The sequence below is a fragment of the Trinickia sp. genome, from assembly GCF_051961175.1.
GTDB lineage: Bacteria > Pseudomonadota > Gammaproteobacteria > Burkholderiales > Burkholderiaceae > Trinickia.
In genome coordinates this window covers 1-17,744 of sequence record NZ_JBQCDN010000381.1, presented here as the reverse complement: position 1 = coordinate 17,744, position 17,744 = coordinate 1, and the positions used below count along the sequence as shown (strand labels likewise).

At 62.4% G+C, this 17,744-nt stretch carries 16 protein-coding genes; 13 read left to right on the top strand and 3 right to left on the bottom strand.

Annotated features, from left to right (window positions below):
• The 3 genes from ACTHL0_RS21840 to ACTHL0_RS21830 all read right to left on the bottom strand — a co-directional run.
• Nucleotides 1–388 (bottom strand): hypothetical protein (locus ACTHL0_RS21840; RefSeq protein ID WP_440568989.1); only part of this gene is annotated, 388 nt, incomplete at its 3' end.
• Nucleotides 385–591, bottom strand: coding sequence for a hypothetical protein (locus ACTHL0_RS21835; protein WP_440568988.1), 207 nt, complete (start codon nucleotides 589–591; stop codon nucleotides 385–387). The genes ACTHL0_RS21840 and ACTHL0_RS21835, both read right to left, overlap by 4 nt.
• A gap of 92 nt (nucleotides 592–683) precedes the next feature.
• Nucleotides 684–1,241, bottom strand: coding sequence for an RNA polymerase sigma factor (locus tag ACTHL0_RS21830; RefSeq protein WP_440568987.1), 558 nt, complete (start codon nucleotides 1,239–1,241; stop codon nucleotides 684–686).
• Between the two features lie 254 nt (nucleotides 1,242–1,495).
• On the opposite strand from ACTHL0_RS21830, the gene ACTHL0_RS21825 reads away from it, so the two are divergent.
• From ACTHL0_RS21825 to ACTHL0_RS21765, 13 genes are all read left to right on the top strand, one after another.
• On the top strand, nucleotides 1,496–1,822 hold the full coding sequence (locus ACTHL0_RS21825; protein ID WP_440568986.1) for a hypothetical protein: 327 nt from the start codon (nucleotides 1,496–1,498) through the stop codon (nucleotides 1,820–1,822).
• A gap of 77 nt (nucleotides 1,823–1,899) precedes the next feature.
• The gene (locus ACTHL0_RS21820) at nucleotides 1,900–2,109 is read left to right on the top strand and encodes a hypothetical protein (RefSeq protein ID WP_440568985.1); all 210 of its coding nucleotides are present in this window, start codon (nucleotides 1,900–1,902) and stop codon (nucleotides 2,107–2,109) included.
• Nucleotides 2,106–2,531 (top strand): hypothetical protein, encoded by a 426-nt coding sequence (locus ACTHL0_RS21815; protein ID WP_440568984.1) that lies wholly within the window; start codon nucleotides 2,106–2,108, stop codon nucleotides 2,529–2,531. Before ACTHL0_RS21820 ends, ACTHL0_RS21815 begins: the two co-directional genes overlap by 4 nt.
• Before the next feature lie 10 nt (nucleotides 2,532–2,541).
• Nucleotides 2,542–3,339 (top strand): hypothetical protein, encoded by a 798-nt coding sequence (locus ACTHL0_RS21810; protein ID WP_440568983.1) that lies wholly within the window; start codon nucleotides 2,542–2,544, stop codon nucleotides 3,337–3,339.
• Complete coding sequence (locus tag ACTHL0_RS21805; RefSeq protein WP_440568981.1) at nucleotides 3,320–3,967, top strand: hypothetical protein; 648 nt, start codon at nucleotides 3,320–3,322, stop codon at nucleotides 3,965–3,967. Before ACTHL0_RS21810 ends, ACTHL0_RS21805 begins: the two co-directional genes overlap by 20 nt.
• A complete protein-coding gene (locus ACTHL0_RS21800) occupies nucleotides 3,964–4,578 on the top strand; it encodes an HrpE/YscL family type III secretion apparatus protein (protein WP_440568980.1) in 615 nt (204 codons plus the stop codon). Before ACTHL0_RS21805 ends, ACTHL0_RS21800 begins: the two co-directional genes overlap by 4 nt.
• Nucleotides 4,579–4,950: 372 nt before the next feature.
• Complete coding sequence (locus ACTHL0_RS21795; protein WP_440568979.1) at nucleotides 4,951–5,607, top strand: response regulator; 657 nt, start codon at nucleotides 4,951–4,953, stop codon at nucleotides 5,605–5,607.
• A gap of 122 nt (nucleotides 5,608–5,729) precedes the next feature.
• A complete protein-coding gene (locus ACTHL0_RS21790; RefSeq protein WP_440568978.1) occupies nucleotides 5,730–8,906 on the top strand; it encodes an ATP-binding protein in 3,177 nt (1,058 codons plus the stop codon).
• Nucleotides 8,907–9,235: 329 nt separating this feature from the next.
• Complete coding sequence (locus tag ACTHL0_RS21785; protein ID WP_440568977.1) at nucleotides 9,236–10,780, top strand: hypothetical protein; 1,545 nt, start codon at nucleotides 9,236–9,238, stop codon at nucleotides 10,778–10,780.
• A gap of 149 nt (nucleotides 10,781–10,929) precedes the next feature.
• Nucleotides 10,930–12,957, top strand: coding sequence for a Hint domain-containing protein (locus ACTHL0_RS21780; RefSeq protein ID WP_440568976.1), 2,028 nt, complete (start codon nucleotides 10,930–10,932; stop codon nucleotides 12,955–12,957).
• The gene (locus tag ACTHL0_RS21775) at nucleotides 12,957–14,777 is read left to right on the top strand and encodes a hypothetical protein (protein WP_440568975.1); all 1,821 of its coding nucleotides are present in this window, start codon (nucleotides 12,957–12,959) and stop codon (nucleotides 14,775–14,777) included. The genes ACTHL0_RS21780 and ACTHL0_RS21775 overlap by 1 nt, the downstream gene beginning before the upstream one ends.
• Before the next feature lie 400 nt (nucleotides 14,778–15,177).
• Nucleotides 15,178–17,076, top strand: a complete 1,899-nt coding sequence (locus tag ACTHL0_RS21770) for a putative Ig domain-containing protein (RefSeq protein WP_440568974.1) — start codon at nucleotides 15,178–15,180, stop codon at nucleotides 17,074–17,076.
• A gap of 157 nt (nucleotides 17,077–17,233) precedes the next feature.
• Nucleotides 17,234–17,683 (top strand): NUDIX hydrolase, encoded by a 450-nt coding sequence (locus ACTHL0_RS21765; protein WP_440568973.1) that lies wholly within the window; start codon nucleotides 17,234–17,236, stop codon nucleotides 17,681–17,683.
• Nucleotides 17,684–17,744 lie beyond the last annotated feature (61 nt).

Here is a 17,744-nt window from a genome sequence, read left to right as displayed (position 1 = left end):
GCACGCCGCTCAATGCGATACGTTCGACGGCGGAGTCGCGGGCCGCGCTGAGGTAGAGCGTTCGTTCGGCGATGAACCACGAAAAGTGGTGCGCTTGGGCGAGTTGCTCGAGAAAGGCGCGGCCGTTCGGCGCCCGCAGCCATCCGTCGAGCCTGACTGCTTGCCAAGTGTTCGCGGCACCGTGTCCGGCTTGTATGATCAAGCCGTGATCGGCGGCGAATCGATTGAGGACCTCGATCACCGTCTGCTTGGACGCTTCGGACGCGTAGGGCCCAGCGAGGCTGGGGTTTGCGTCCACCGTGGCACATACGCTGCCCGGCAGCCCAATGAACCCAAGTGCGGCCACCAGCGACAGGCGCAAACACGCGCGCTCGACCATGCCGATCATCGGATTTCGTTGATGACCGTGCGAAGCAATCCGAACTTCATCTGGAGATCCGTGGTGGCACTCCAGTTCGCCAGCGATACGCCGCGCAGCGACTCGACGTAGTCGCGCCACTGTGCAGGTTCGCCCGGAGACATCGTTCGGCGTATCTGATCGGCATGCCGCAGGGCATCGAGCAAGCGCGTTTCGGAAGGTTCGAGCGTCATGGAGAAATCCGGGAGCGTGGTGAACGAATAGCGCGGGTTGTCGCGGCTGATGCAGCCTCGTGCAACCCTCGGTGTGAGCCTGGTAGCGGCAGTCACGGCCCGCCGAATCGCTCGAAGTATCGATCCAACCGCGAACGCAAACGGGACAACCGCGAACGAACGGTACCGACGGGAATGCCGAGCGTGGCCGCGACTTCGACGTAGCTGACGTTGTCGATGAACAGCAATTCGAGCATGCGCTGCTGTTCGGGCGGCAACGATTGAGCGAAGTCCAGAAAGCGTGAGAACGTTTGCTTGACGGCCACGCACCGATCGGGAGCGCGCGTATCGACGAGTTCGCTTTCGTGATCGTCGATCGGCTCGATCACGAACCGGTAATCGGTCGTGCGGCCGATGTGATTGCGAACGACGTTCAGAGCGATCGCTGTCAACCATGTTTTGGGCTGCGCCGTGCCGCGGTATGACGCGCGGTTTTCCCAGGCGCCCAAGTAGGTGGACTGCAGGATGTCGGCGGCGTCCTCCGCGCTGCGGACCCGGCGCGCGATGAATCGGTAGATGGCGCAGGCATGCGCGCGGTACCAGTCGTCGAATTCGATCGACTGGTCCGCCGCGGCACGCGACGAGGCCGGATTCGAGAGCGGCGTAATCATGTTCGGATCGAATGACTCATGGCTGGCGATTCGCACATGATTGGCGCCGCGCTCGACGATCGGACGCCGCGGGGCAAAAAATAGGACGATGTAACCCTCGCGTCCTGTTGCGCGGCATGCGGGTCTGCGAAGTATTCGAGGGTTCGAGGCGGAACCGTTGCCGCAGCCTGCGTTACTAAGCTCGCAATTCCGGCGTGCGGCGGATCGATCCCCGGAAGAGTGGCAGTTCGAACCTCAGCAAAGGAGCCGCAATCATGACAATAGCAGCCGTAGTTCCCGCAATTAATGCAGTGGGTGCGCTCGCCACGCTTGCCACGTCCGTCGTCTCGGCGCTGACCGGATCGTCGGACAAGGAGGCGTCCGGCGCATCGGGCTCGACGAGCGGTGTGGGTTCGAATCAGATGGACCGTATCCTGAAAAAGCAGGAAGCGATGCAGTTGAAGGCAATGGAAATGCAGACCGAGGCCAACATCCAAAAGATGATGGTCGATACGGCCAACAGCATCGCAAGCGGCCATCTCGATTCTGGAGCTAAAGCTCAGAACGCCAGCATCAAGGCAGCGCAAGGTATTCACTTTTAACGTGTCCGTATAGGGAGGCGGGTGCGGCGCCGCTGCGCCGCACCTCGTGCCCGGCGGTGAGTCCAGAGGTCGGAAACATGAACAAGGTGGCCGAGGTATCGGGAAGCTTCGCCGCGCGCGCGGCAAGCCAGGAAAAGAGGGGGGAGTGGGCGGCACGCACCGGCATCGCGTTCGCGCACGAGAAGCGGAAAGTCGATGCCGAGCACGCGCTGAGCTATGTCGAGGGCCACACGAAGACGGAACTCATCAACGCGTTGCGCACTCTCGGCCAGCAATTGCGCCCATGAATGCCGCCATCACGGAAATGGCGGCCGGGCATACGGCCTCTTGGCGGCCGGCGGTGCGCGTGGGCGCCGGCGCGGCCGAGGTCGGTTCGTTCGCGCAGGCGATGGCGGCTGTCGATATCGGGCATGCGTGGCCCAACGCATCGCTGTCTCGCGGGGTGCTTGCGCCGTCTGTCGAGCCCGAGTCGGCGCTGGGTGCGCTGGCGCGACAGCTCGACGAAGCCGGACGCCGTAAAGTGGAAGCGCAGAGGCTATCCGCCGAATTGGCCGGTGCATGGGCCACGGGCGTCGATGCGCCGACGCTGGCGGTTTCGATGCATCGCCAGGCACGGGCGATGGCGTCGTACAACCTGAGCGTCATGTGGGGCGCCAAGGTCGTCGGCGTGACGGCTGGCGCACTTCGGCAATTGGTCGCGTCGACGTGATCGCGCGGGCATGACAATCGAAGTCAGGGCAATGGCATGGCGCGCGGCAAAAGTCGGCGTGCCGTTGACGGCAGCGGTCTTGGCCATGTCGGGATGCGAACGGCAGGTCGAGATTCAATTGGCCCCCGACGCTCGCCGGGCGAGCGAGATCGCGGCGGCACTGGCCGGGCACGGTATCGTCGTGGAACGGAAGCGGGAGAAGTCAGGCGTCATGGTCTCGGTGGCCAATTCGGATTTCCCCCGGGCGATGAGCGCGTTGCGCGAGGCGGGCCTATTGCGCGCGGTGCGACCGAGCATTGACGAAGCGCTCGGCGAGCGGAGCATCGCGCCGACGCCCCTCGAGGCGCGCGCGCGTTTCGTTCATGCGATCGAGCGCGAGCTGGAAGCCACGCTCATGGAGATCGATGGTGTGGTGGGGGCGCGCGTGAGTGCGGTTCCGCCCGAGCGTCCGGCGCCCGGCGCGCCGCTCGCCCCGGCGTCCGCTTCCGTGCTCGTCAAGCATCGCGCGGACGTCGATCTCGCGGCGCTGGTTCCCGGCATCGCGCGTCTCGTCAAGAACGCGGTGCCGGGGCTCGCCGCCGAGGACGATCGGAACGTGACCGTCATGCTGTTGGCCGAACCGCGCGCGCCGGCGCCGCAGGCGCTTCCTGCGGCTACAGGGCGCACCGGCGCCACGTTGCGAACGGTATTGCTTGTCTTCGGGGCGGCAGTGGCCGGCTACTTCGCCGATCGAGTCCTGCGCCTCTTCGGGCGGCGCGGTGCCCGGCAGCCAGTGAAGGAGAACGCCGATGGCGCAGCCGCCGGCTGACGACATTCCCTCATTCTGGACCGAGCCCTGGCGATGGGCGGCGCCGGCGTGGCGCGCCAGATATGGGGCGCCGCAGTGCGATTTCGACGGGCATGCCGAGCGGTTGATCTATAGCGGGTGGGCCGAATGCTTCGGCTTGGAGAGCCGCTGGCGCGCACCGGTCGATCCACGCTGGCGGGCGCTCGTCCTGGCGCCGCCGGCCGTCCTGCGCGATGTTGCTTCCGTGCTCGGGCTCCTTGCCTCGCTGCGCGCCGGCACGGCTGTCACGCTGGCATGCCGTCCACCGGTGGATCGATGGCAAGCATTCGCGTTGAAGTACCGTGACGTCAATTGCATGCGCTCACGAAGGGCAGCAATAGCCGGCGAATCTTCGTCCCCCTATGCGGAAGGCGCCCAGGTGCTGCGTGCCATGGCACGCACGGACTGGCCGGACGCCGATTCGCGTTTCGCGATGCTGATCCCGCCCGATGCGTCTCCCGTTTGCGAGGCTTCGAATGCACCCCTCGTTGAACCCTTCGTCATTCCAACGTTGACAGTCGACTGGATCGATGTGAAGCGATGCCTGTCGCTGTGCTGCGCCGTCGTGCGCCATGCGGCGGCACAAGCGCCCTTGCGAGGCGGACAATGAGCTTTACCGCGCGGCGTATCTCGACGGGCCAACGCGAGGGTGCGATTGACAGCAGGCTCGTCCTTCGATGCGAGCAGGTCAAGGCGCTGGACCATGCCGCGGCGATTGTCGATCGCGCTCGCCGCACGGCGTTCTTGATCGTCAAGGAAGCGCGCAAAGCGGCGAAGAGACGCGATGTGCGGTCGATGGCTGCGCGGCGCGCCCGCAAAGCGGAGGCGGACGTCGAGTTTGCCACCCGCGCGGCGGCGCTCGAAGAGGCATACTGTCTTGCGCAAGCGGCGTTGACGGCGCAGTTGGAGACGACGCTCGATCGTGTGCTCGATGCGGCGCTGGCGCATGTCGGCGCAACGGTGCCCGCCGCGGAGCGCCTGCGCATTGTGTGCGAGCAATTGTCCAAGGCGGCCGGGCCGATCCCTGCGGCGCGTCTTCGCCTATGTCCCGCCGATGCAGCGCTCTACCGCGGCACGGATAGGCACTCACCTTGGCCAACCGAATTGGATGAGACGTTAAAGCCCGGATGCTGTCGGCTGGTCAGCGATCAGGGAGAGTGGGCGCTCGACTTCGATGCGCTCATGGCCTCACTCGGGCCCCGTCTTTCACCGCAACGGTAACCAAGAAAAGCACGCGCGAATACGGCCGCGCATCCATCACGGAACGCAAATCGCCGAATGCGCGCGGCCAAGCAAGGATTGATCAGCCGCCCAAAGCGCACCGCCATGCTCGCCCAGCACTCACTATTCGAGAATTTTCTGATCCGCTGATCCGCATGACGTCCCTAGAATTCCATTCGGGTCGGTCATGACTACAATTTCTCAATGAGCGCCGAGGCAGCAGTCTCGGCCGGTGTGCCGCGGAGCAGCGTGTGCGTGGATCCTTTCATCCATGAAGACGGAATGCGCCGGACATGATCGGTCGCGTTGGACGCGTCAGCCGACGCGCCCGCGTGATGGTGCGTCGGCACGCGATAAAGGCATGGAAGCGCTGTGAATAAACCCCTGCAGATCTTACTGGCGGAAGACCACGGCATCGTCCGGCACAGCATTCGTTTGGCTGTCGAGGCGGCGCATGTCGCGCAAGTCGTAGCGGAAGCCGCGAATTCGGACGAATTGATCGCGGCTGTCAAGGAGCGGGAATACGATGCCATTGTGACGGACTTGTCGATGCCGGGCGCGCGTACGCGCGACGGCGTGCCACTCATCGATCGTCTGCAACGCATTCGGCCGGACGTGCCGATCATTGTCGTGACCGCGATGCGCAACGCTGCCATCCTGAACAAGCTCATCTCGATAGGCGTTCATGCCATCGTCGAAAAGGCGGGGGGCATCAACGAACTGTACAGCGCGCTGGTGGCGGCCGCACAAGGGCGCACCTATGTGAGTCCGGGTGTGGAAGCGTTGCTGGCCCGCATGAATCTGGTCGGCACGCGCATCGGGAAAGAAGCGACGCTCACGGCGGCGGAGATCGACATCGTGCGGCTGTTCGCCCACGAAAAACTGACGGCCGGTCAGATCGCGCAGCGGCTCAACCGGAGCGTCAAGACCATCAGCGCGCATAAGATGCGGGCACAGCGCAAGCTCGGGCTTTCGACCAGTCAAGAGTTGCTCGAGTACTGGCAGACGCACGATCGATGTTCGTCGTGAGGGCTGCGTTGCGTTCGGGCGTTTCACGCGTTGGACGTGTTGTACGTATCGTTGCGTGTACCGCTTTGGCGGCCGCGCTTTGCGCTTGCCCGCGCGAACAAGGTGCCGGTCCGCCACCCAACTTGGCCTGGAATTCGCACATCTCATTGTCGGCTGCGGAGAAGGCGTATCTCGAATCGTTGCCTCCGTTGCGGGTCGGCGTCGATCCCAAATGGGCGCCGATCGCATTTGTCGATGCGCAGGGGCGCGCCGACGGCATCTCAGCCGATTACCTCGATTTCCTGAGAGACGCGCTGCATCTTCGCTTCGTGCTGGTGCCGACGCGCTCGTGGCCCCATACGATACGGCTTGCCAATGCGGGCCGTATTGATCTCGTCGTCGCAGCGTCGGCCTTTGACGGCTTGGACCCGGGCTTTGCGTTATCCACACCGTATGTCCGGTATCCGCTCGTGATCGTGACCCGCGAAACGGCACCGTTCATCGGTGGGCTCGCCGATCTCGACGGCGCCGAGGTGGCGTTCGTGGGCGACCTGCAAACGGCGCGCGCGAGGCTCCAAGCTCTGCCGAACGTCCATGCGGTCACCGTCGGGTCGGCCGACGATGGGCTCAAGGCCGTGGTGCAAGGCCGTGCATTCGCGTATATCGGCAACCTCGCCGTGATCGACCGGATCGTCCGGGAGCGCTATGCGGGGATACTGCGAATCGCCGCGCCGGCCGATCGCGTGCAGGACTTGTCGTTCGGCGTCGCGCCACGGTTCGCTCCATTGCTGCCGCTGGTCGACCGCGTGCTGGCGGCTGTTCCCGAAACGGAGCGCGAGTACATTCAAAACAGCTGGTTGTCGACGCATTTTACGTTCGGTGTCGCGCCACGCACGCTGTGGCTTATCCTCGCGCCTGTCGGCACACTGACGCTGATCTTCCTCGCCGTCTTATGGTTCAACATGACGCGTTTGCGCGACGAGGTGCGCCAACGCCGCCGCACCGAGCGGGAACTCCTCTCGGAAACGCGCTTCAAGACGCTGTTGATGGATACGGTCCCGATCCCCGTATGTGTCAAAGATGGCCAGGAGCGCTTCGTCGCCGTCAATCCTGCCTACGAACAGGCCGTCGGCATTCGGGCCGCGGATCTCATCGGCAAGACACCGACGCCATTGGGCCGTGCGCGCGACATCGACGGCCACACCCTCACGGAAGTCACGCGCACCGTCATCGAAACTGGCGCGCCGGCGCGCGGCGAAATCCGCTACCGCGGGCCTGACGCCCAGATGCATGAAGCCGTGTATTGGGCGCGGCCGTGTACGATCGACGACGACCGGCCTGCCGTACTCTACGCGTTTGTCGATGTGTCCGACTTGCGAAGGATGGAGCGGCGCGAACTCGAGTTGAAACGGCGCCTCGTCGAGTTGACGCGAACCTTGCCGTCGGTCGTCTTTCAGTTGCGTTTCATGCGCGAGCGGCGTCCCTCGTTTACGCTGCTGTTCGCGAACCAGCGGGCTGACGAACTCGTTGGGGCACACCCGAGCGCCCCAGCCGACGCGTTCGACATTTTCGTGCGAATGCTCGATCCGCTCCAACGGCATCGGCTGATGCGCCTGTTCCTGCGTTCCGCAGATTCGAAAGCGCCGGTGCGGACGGAATTCATGCTGCGTCGGAACGGACGGGAGCACGCGTGGTTCCACGTCGAAGCCGCACCGCGGTCGGACGACGACGGTGGCACCCAGTGGAGCGGCTATCTGCATGACGTGACCGAAGCCAGGCGCGCGCAGGCTGCACTGATGGCGGCCAAGCATGAGGCTGAGGACGAAGCGCGCGCGAGAGAATTGTTGATTGCGACAGTCAGCCACGAAATTCGGACGCCGATGGCGGGCATCGCCAGCATCTTGCAACTGCTCGATCACGATGGCGTGTTACCCGATGATCGTCAACTCGTGCGAATGGCAAACCATGCCGCGGAATCATTGCTGCTGATTCTCAACGATGTGCTTGATTTCGCGAAAAGCGAAAACGGCGCGCTCCCGCTCGAGCATGCCTCGATGTCCATCGAGGGCATCGTGCGTGACGCCGTCGGGCTCGTCATGCCGGAGATCGCGCGCAAGCGGCTCGCGATGCACGTTGACCTCTCCCCGGTCGTGGCGCCTCGTCACATCGGCGACGCGAGGCGGCTGGGCCAGATCCTGATCAACTTGCTCGGCAACGCGACAAAATTCACGGAACGTGGGGCCCTATCGATCCGCGTGGACGTCGTCAGCGAGTCATTCGATGAGCAATGGTTGTCGTTCTGCGTGGTGGACACAGGCATTGGTATCGGCGCCGACGATCAGGCCCGACTGTTTTCCCCGTTCGCGCAAGCGCACGGTACGCTCGGAGGCGGCTACGGAGGAACAGGGCTAGGACTTGCCATCTGCAAGCGACTCGTCGAGCAAATGGGCGGCACGATCGCACTTGAAAGCGAGATCGGGCGCGGCACGGCGGTCACGGTGGCACTATGCTTGCCCCTCGATCGCGCAGCCGTGCGCGAACAGCGGCGGGATTCGATCGATCCGGACGTGCCCGCGGCTGCCGATGTCACGGTCACTGCCGGTGCGCCGCGCATTTTGCTCGTCGAGGATCGGGCGATCAACCGCGAAGTCTTGCGGCGTCAGTTGGCGAGTGCGCACCTGTTCGATTGCCACCTTGCGGAGAACGGCGCGCAAGCGCTCATGGCCTGCGAGCGCAACGACTACGCGATGATCATCACGGATTGCGCGATGCCGCTGCTCGGGGGGGCCGAGCTAATCGCGCGGATTCGACAACGGGAGCGCGGGCGGGCGCATCGGACCGTGCTGATCGCACTGACGGCAGACGCGTCGAAAGCGCAGCGCACCGCCTGCTTAGAGGCCGGTGCCGACGACGTCTGCATCAAGCCTTTATCGTTGCAGCAATTGCGCGCACTGCTGGCCCGCTACGGTTTAGCCGGCCAGCCGCCAGCGTTCGATCCAGCGCCTCAATACACGGACGCGGCGCTCTGGCCTGAATTGCGGCGGTCGCTCGCAGCCGACTTCGCCACGCTGCAAGCGTTATCGGCAGGGACCGACTACGAAACGATGCGGGACCTTGTGCACGCGATGGCCGGCACCGCCGCTTGGTTCCAACTTCAGGAGGTCTGCGATGCGGCGGCCAGCCTGCAACGGTGCCTCGAAGAAGGTAGGGCCATACAGGCGCCTTTGCGTGTATTGCACAGCGCGATCGAGCGGACGCCCGGTATTGCTCAGCAGCGTGACGTGCCGGCGGTGGGCACCAACTCAATAGTGGGTATATGACGGGTCATTTGCTCGTTTTTATCAATAAGAACGTCCATGTTCTGCATTTTGGGATTGCGAAAGGCGTGAGTGGGTAATGAGACGGTTCGCGCCATTTTGCTGCTTGAGTAGACTAAATGGTCGGCTTAGTATTAATTGCGTTGAGTTCATGAACGGGTGAGATGAGCTTAGTCTCTTTTTCCCGAATTTCGTTGTGGTCGTCTGTCACTTCCCGTCTTTATGGTTCCATCTGTCATGGATGCGCTGCATGAACTGTATTTTTTGAAAAACGCTTGTGTTAGTGATTGATTAATTAACGTCCGTCGCTTAAGTGCGTATCGGGAGATGTGATGGCTATCGATGAAACCAGAACTGGTCTAGTGGATCCCGAGTTTTATCCGCCAGATATGAGTTTTTTGCAGTGCACGCGAGCAACCATGTGCACGGTTACTTTTCCAGGTGCTGGAGCCAAGCCGATCACTATCCATCCCGTCAACGCGGATCCGAGGTTGCACCTGAATGGCGCGTCGTTTGCGGCGGTTACGTTGGACGGCGACGGGAAGGGGACGTTCGAGCTGACATACAACTACGGGATGTCGGGGCAGCGGCCGGATGTGCGCATCGAGCTCTATGCCCTGGACGAATCCAACAACGCGATTCCTGACTCGACGGTCACTTATATCATCGGTATTCGTCAGGCAGGCGTGCCCATTGTCGATTCCGACAACGACTTCGCGATCGTCGGGCGGGCCGTTGACGCTGGCGGCTCCGTCATGGTCACGTATTCCACCTGGGATGGTATGCCCCATCTTTCCGGCGGCGTGAAGTTACGCGTGAGCACCGGGCGCGCGAACGCCAGGTTCTATGCCGCCGACGGCACGGATGTCACTCAACAGGGACCGGAGATTGCATTCGCCGAGTACACGACCATCCCCGCCGCCAGCGGGCTGCTTTCGCTCATTGGCAAGATCGTCGGCCGAGCGGCGATGCAGAACGTCGGCATCGCCCAGGTCAACGTAACGGTGCCGCTTTCGGATGCCGATGTTCCGTTTCAAATCGTGACGGTCCATCCACATATCTGCACCGGCGAGTTGCCTTCATTGATTACTTCGTTCGGTTCCACGTTGAATCTCGCGGGCGGCGCGACGACCCACGTCTCGCTTCGGGAGATTCCGCCGACCATCAGGCGAGACGCTACTGTAGTGCTGCTGGTTAACGGGCGACCGGTTGGCCCGTACGACCTGACGATGGGCGACCTGGTTGCCATGGGTTACGACTTGCCGAAGATTGCATTCACACATAAAACGATCGACGATCAGATACCCGGGAACGAGGCTTTACTAAGTTATCTTGTGCAATCGGACTCGTCGAATTTGAATGAGATACTGGGCACGGGTGTTCGATTTAAAACGAAAAACATCGAGAAAATATCGAATATGCCTGATTCGACTATTACTTTCAGGCCGCTGCCGCCGCCTCTAATTCAGCCCAACGTGGTCAATGTTTCCGTTGTTTTGGGTGGAATATTGAAGGTGAGCATTGATTTTCCTGCGGGATTTTCTACGGGTTTGCAAGGTTGTCTTTTCCTATACGCGAACGGGTACGAAAAGAATTCCAATCAGGTCGATAAGCATACACTCACCAGCGCGACGTTCACGACAGCGCCTGGCATGGTGGAAATCGACGTGCCGACGTCTGCGCTGTTTAATTTCGCGATCAGCCCCGATGGTAATTCGAGCAACCTGTGGATCGACTACTACGTCATCGACCCTGCGGTCTATCGCACTTTGAAAGAAAACGCCGGACCCGAAGGGATCGACGAGGCGCTGCTCGATTCGGCCAAACAATACTCGCAGTACGTCCACAGCGGTTGGCCTCTTGTAACGACGATATGACCAAGGTGCCGACGGCATGCCGGACGGGCGTCGTCGGGCGGCTTGGATTCGTTGCACGGTAGCACGCACTGAAATGGATCTTTTGCTCGCGCGTGGTGAGCCATAGCGGGCGGCTTGCCACGCGCCGTTGATGAGCCTCGGGAGGCGCAATGCTTCGCAGATTAGTGATGGCGTTAGGGGTAGTCCTTTCCGTATGCACGTATCCGTTCGCGCACGCGGCGTCGGCGCAAGCGGGGAGCGTGGCGCTACAAGACGCCGTTTCGGCTACCGGGATGAGCGCTCAAGAGCGGACGGCTTTCGCGCAGTTACGCGCAAAGGCCGGGCCATCGGGGCGCGGGCCGATCGATCTGACCGACGCGACGCAACGGCTGGCCTATTACGCGATGCTGCGCATGCATGGCATTACGCCGAAGAGTCGGCCAGAGCTCTTCGCCGATTTCGATCGGACGATTGCCGAGCAGACCCGCAGGAAGGCGAGTGGTTTGCCGGTGGACGTTGATGATTGCAAGCTGCCCACTGGGGCCAACTCGCCGTCCGGGCTCGGCAATTTGCGCGAAATTATCGATATCGACGCGAGTAGCGACTTTAAGACCGTGAGCGCGCGGGCGCTCGATACGGTGGTCGAGCGGCCTACGTATGTCCTCGACCTGCTCGACGTTTACGACGAGCATTGGGAGAACCATCTTTCGAGCGGGAAAGACGAGTGGTTTACGACCCCGGTGGGCCTCTGTACCGACGACAAGTGCCTCAGTCCGCAATTGCAGCTCTTCCAGACAGAAAAGAAGGCCGGCAACAATCCCACGGGCGGCCCAATCAACGTGTTCGGCACGTTCCAGTTCCGTGCAGGATCGTTTCACAGCTCGCCGTGCTTCGTGTTGTTGCCGACTCCAGTGCACTTTCTGCCGAAATCGATGACGCTCGATCATCCCTCGGTCCAATCCGGCGACGACCCGAACAGGCCGATCATCGTATGCCTGAATCGCAAGAACAAGTCGGCGCAATATCCCGACGGTTGCGATTACGGCCCGATGGAATCGTTTGTCGATAACTACAGTGCAAAAGTGCTCCTGTATGTGGTTGGCAACGTTGTCTACAACGACCCGCTCGCCCCGATCGATGGGATCGATCAGCAGGGGGTGCCGAACGTGGACGGCGAGTTGACAGTGATCGCGCCGACGGGCGGCGCGTGTCCGGTTCTCAAGCTTGACGGTGATCAGCTGCGTAGCCATATGTCGGCCGGCCCCGACACGAGCCCTCGCAAAGACACGCTTTCCTTCCATTGGCCGCCACCGGCGCCCGGTCACCCGGACAACGACTACGGTGATCCGGCGGATTTCGGCAAGCTGTGCTGGGATAAGGCCACGCACCACCAAGGGGTTCAGACCAACCAGCTGTGGGATTTTTTCATGACGGTCCATGCGAAGACGCTCAATACGTCCGGCGTGCCCACTTACACCGTCGTCGCGTCGTTTCTTAGTCGAGCGTCTGGCCATACGTTCAACACGATAAAGGTCCCCAAAATCGAATTCGAATTCGGCTGTATCGGCGGGGGCGCGCAAATCACGATGGCAGACGGCACATTCAAGCCGATCGAAAAGGTGCAAATCGGTGATCGAGTGGCGAGCCCCAACGGGCCGCTTCAGGTCAAAGGCGTGACAGACGGGGTCGACGACAAATTCGTCAAGATATCGACTCCGGCGGGCGAGCCGCTTTATGTCACCGAAACCCATCCCGTCGCCCTCGGCGACGGCAATGAGACGCCCGGTGCCGGTGGGCAGCTGGTCCAGGCCGAGGATCTGCTGAAGACCGCGGTCGGGACGGCGGGCGCGAACCGGAAGGTGGTATGGAAGCCGCGTGACGGTGCACCGCTGCTGCAAATCTTCACGGCGGAGCGCCCCTCGATCGGGATGCATCCCGTCTACAACTTGACGCTCGAGCACGTGGACGGAACGCCGATCGTACGGCCCGAGGATGCCCGGTTCTACGCGAACGGAATCGTCGTCGGGGACAACCGCGCACAGGGCTCGCTCGAACAGAAAAAATTGCAGGCCGCGGCGACATTGCCCAAGTACCCATTGGGCGCTCTTGAACGTGTCGACTTCGAGAATTGGCTCGCGCAGGGCCAGGGGCACCACCCCGCACCGTCGACTCATGACAATCAACGTGGGGGGCTGTGATGAGCGATATTCTTGCCGACATCAAGGTCACCTCAGCGCATTACGACCCGCAGGGATACGTGTTGGTGCAATGGGTGGCAGACGGGCTGGAACGCGCCCCGACGAGCTTTGTGCTGTCTGTACGGGGTGTGGGCCCTGGAGAGACGACGATAGAGAGTTTCGTTGCCGAAGACGGGATGAGTCGTACCTGCTCATTCGCTTGCGAATTGTCGGACAGCCTGCGCTACACGATTGCCGTCACGCCGTTTAGCGGTGACGAAATGCTGGGCGGCTCGCCGTGGTTTCCGCTGACGTTCGGGCCCCCTCCACAATTGTCCCATTTCGCGTTCGTCGAACGCCTGGCCTTTACGCCGCTGCTCTTGGATATGGCGTTCAACGTCGTAAAGGTGCGCGTGCTGCGCATGCCGGACGGCGCCCCGGTGGCCGGTGTGCCGATCCAGTGGGCAGTCCCGCCTGCTTACCCGTCCGTGCGGCTCGAATCGAAGCAAGCGACGTACACGGACGCCCAAGGCATTGCGGTCAAACGGATTTTGGTGGCCGATGGCAGGGACTTACCGAGCCTGCTGACCGTATCGGCGTGGTACGACGAGGCTGGCGCACGCGCGGCGGCGCACACGAGCGTGCTGTTTGCTTGTGTCCGGCCACGGGTGTTTTCCAGCTTCGTTCGAAATTATGCGCATCCGCTTTACGACGATCCGAATAGCCCGACGAGCGAGTTGACCGACGATGAGTTGATTACATCGACGACGACGATCCTCGACGATAAGAATCGCCCGATCCGTGGGCTGCGCTTTGCGTGGCGCATGGAGCCGAATGCCGCGACGTGTGCGTTCGGACAGGCGAGCTCCGACGGCTCGCGCGAACCGCTCCGGTGGACTGACAAACCTAAGTACGAATTGGGCTATGCCGGCTATACGAACGAAGAGGGGCAAGCCACGATTTCGTTCGCCAACACGGCGCCGACGATCATGACCTTCTCACCGGCGGTCAACTCGATCGAGTACCAGAATGACGTCGTCTTTACCCATGTCGATTCAGGCGGCACGGCCCCTCCCTTGAGCCTGCCGCTGAACCGCAATACCCTCGAACTCAATACGTATCCTGAGTCGGTGCCGGTGACGGTACCGTTTGGCAGCGTCCCGGCGGGTAGGGTCGCCGTTTGGCTCAACCAGGACATCGCCACCATCGTCTATCGGAGCCATGTCTCGCAGGTTTCCGGTCCGGAGACGATCTGGATTCCGAGTTGGCGTTTCTCCAGCGACAACACCAATCAGGCCGGGTATATACAGGGCGACATGTACGGCAATGCCGAGGATTCGCGCCTGATTAAATTTCAGGTCATTGGGCAAGCGCAGCTGCCCAGGCCGGTGGAGGTGCCGAAAGACGCGCCGGCGGCGCCGGAACTCGTCCGCCCCGGCGTCACAGTCATCGACAATGGGACGATTTCCAACGGCTTGCTCGTTCGAATTCCGGCGTATCCAACGATAAAGGTCGGGCAGCGCGTTTCGCTGAATCTCTTCATTTCGGCATATTACCAAGGTACGAACTCGCCTAAGTTCGATTACCCGACACTCAGACACGATGTGGAGATCGACGATTTTGGCGGCTTTGTGCTCGTCGTCGACGAAGAACTGCTAACCGGTTACAGCGCCTCCCGGAATGGCGCTCCCGGCACTTTCATCGCTCAATATTCGATCGAAACACCGGCCTCGGTGGGGCCGTCTTCCCCGATCTATTCGCGGCCGTTCTCCGTACCGATCTCGACGACGGTGCCGCATAAGGCGTCCGACTGGGTTGCCCTCGATTTCGGTGATGCGTGAGCGAGGCGCTATCCGCGGTCGGACGCGTCGGGCCGTCTCCCGGGGGGGCTCGATTCGGGCCGCTGGCGTTGCGGCATCTCAAAAAAGCAGAAATTTCGGCTCGTGGCGTCACGCGCGATGAGCCGATCATAGGCGCCTTCCGCCACGAGCAACGGCGCACTAAGCCGCGATTTCAATGCGAGTGGCAGCTTGCTCGATCGACGTGAGTTGTACGTCACGTCGATCGGGCGACCCATTCATCGCGGCAACTACGAGTAAGGTTATGCTTCGAAGAACTTTAGGTTATTTAGTACTGCTAACCAGCGCTTTGCTGGCGGCTTGCCACGGAGGTGGCGGGGGAGGCGCGGGCCCAATCACGCCTGTCAATCTCGAATACCGCGATAGCACGGCTTCATATGTCGTGGGCGAAGCAATTCCCCCAAATCAACCGCACGTTGCGGGCGGGACACTATCGAGCTATGAGATTAAGCCGCGCTTGCCAGACGGGCTGTCCCTCGATCCCGCGACGGGGGTCATCAGCGGCACCCCGCTGGCGGCCAGCAATGCGACAACCTATCGCGTCACGGGCACCGGTGCGAACGGCTCAGCGCAAGCCGAGTTGCGTATCGCCGTAGCGGATCGGGCGGCGCCGCTGATCTCCTTGAATTACGCCCAGAAAGAAGCCGTCTACGTGGTGGGTACGCCTATCTCGGAGAATAGGCCGAATCCGACGGGTGTCGTGGAGACGTATTCGATTTCCCCCCCGCTGCCGGCCGGCCTGACGTTTTCGACGGATCAAGGCATCGTCAGCGGTACGCCTACCGAAACGAGGGCGGCGGCCGACTATACGGTGACGGGGGTAGGCTTGCCGAGCGGTTTGCAAAACAGCCGCCAGACCGTCGTCGAGCACCTGACCATTACGGTCGAGGACGGCGTGCCGCCCGCGCCGACAGGATTGCGGTATCAGCGTAGCTGGGCTGTCTATGCGAAAGGCGAGCCCATCTTGTCGAACCCCGCGTTTCACGACGGCGGCCCCATCGACACCTACGCGGCTCAGGGCTTACCGGCCGGGCTCTCCATCGATTCGGCAACGGGCGACATTTTTGGTACGCCGACAGTGACGACCACGACCGATCAAACGGTGACAATCGATGGCACAGGTCCAGGGGGCACTGTGTCGACGACGGTGAAGCTGCGCGTTGTCGAGCCCCGCACCTGGACGAAAGTGCCCGGGGTGATGTCGTCCGCACGCTATACGTCTGCGCAGGTTGCGCTTCAGGATGGCCGGGTACTCGTCATCGGAGGCCAGAGCTCGGGCACCGGGGCACTCGACAGCGCGGAAATCTATGATCCCGATACGGGCCAGTTTTCGCCGGCTGGGCGGATGTCCGCGGGGCGCACCGGCATGACGGCAACGGTGTTGCCGAGCGGAAAGGTGCTTGTCGCGGGCGGGCGCGATGCCGCTGGTGCGACAGTGAATTCGGCGGAAATATTCGACCCGATGGCGGCCGATCCGTCGCAGGCATGGCAGCCGACGCCGCCGATGAGCGAGCCGCGTCACGATGCCACCTTGGCTGTCAGGAGCGACGGTCGCGTGATCGCGATCGGCGGCGGTCAGAGCCCGGGCGGCAGTACCGGGACCGTGCTGGGCACGACGGACATCTTTACCCCACCCACTGAGTTCAGCGGTACGAACGGTAGCTGGAGCCCGGGGCCGACGCTGCTCCAGCCGATCACGTCCGCGGCGGCCCTTGCCATGGAAGATGGCGATCAACTCGTCGCGCCCTGTGGGCTTACCCTATACAACGATTACAGGAGCGCGTCCGCGAGCGCGGCGCTGTCTTCGAACCCCTGGGCCGCCTGGACGAATGTCAATCTGGCACAAGGGCGCCGTTCTCAATGCGGCGTATGGACCGCGTCACCGGACACCGCACTGGTCTTCGGCGGTCTCAACGACGCCGGTGTCACGCTCAATACGGTCGAGCGATATGACGCATCCGCCAAGACGTGGGTGGCCATGCCGGGATTCCAGACCGCACGCCGTTTGCCGTTGGTGGCGCCACTGAGCGGCGACAGCGTGCTCATCGCTGGCGGCTCCGTGGGACCATTGGGCTCGCGCGGCACGAACGCTGCCGAAATCTACACGTTCGATCCGGTCAATCCGGGCAATTCAAGTGCTGTCGCGGTTGGACCGATGTCGGCGGGGCGTGCGGGAGGCGGTGCCTCGGCGCTTCCCGACGGGACCGTGCTGGTCGTGGGCGGATGGGACAACTTTGGCTCGGGGACGTACTGGACCACGGCAGAACTGTTCGTGCCTTGACGGGAATCCGAAGCCGGCGGCGCAGGCAGAGCACTTACCCGTGAGCCGCCTCGCGTATATCATGATCGGGGTTCGATCTACGCGAGGGTCACGTGAGGTTTGCTCTGTCCTGCCGCCGCCTCGACACGAGGCGTGCAACCTCCTTCGAGCCGTGCCGATGAGCGCACGTACCGTGTCGTGCGGCATCGTCATGCTCGATCGTCGTGGCTATGTGTTGCTCGCCCATGCCACCGACACTTCTCATTGGGATATTCCGAAGGGGCAAGGCGACGAAGGCGAGACGCCGATCGACGCCGCCCTGCGTGAATTGCGCGAGGAAACCGGTATCGTGCTGCCGCCGGAGCGGCTCAAGGACCTCGGCCGATTCGCCTATCGGAGAGACAAGGATCTTCATTTATTCGCCGTGCGCGTCGACGACGGAGAAGTCGAAATCACGCGCTGCGAATGCACGTCGATGTTCCCCAGCCGCAGGGACGGTACGCCGATTCCCGAGATGGATGCGTTCCTGTGGGTGGCGCCATCCGATGTGTGGCGCTATGCGAGCGGTAGCCTCTCACGCCTGTTCGAAACGACGCTTTCGCTGGCCGAACTGGATCGAACGCTGTAGCCACGCCAGCCGAACGCGGGGCAGGCGAAGGTCTCGCCCAGGGGGCATTGGAAGGTGGTTG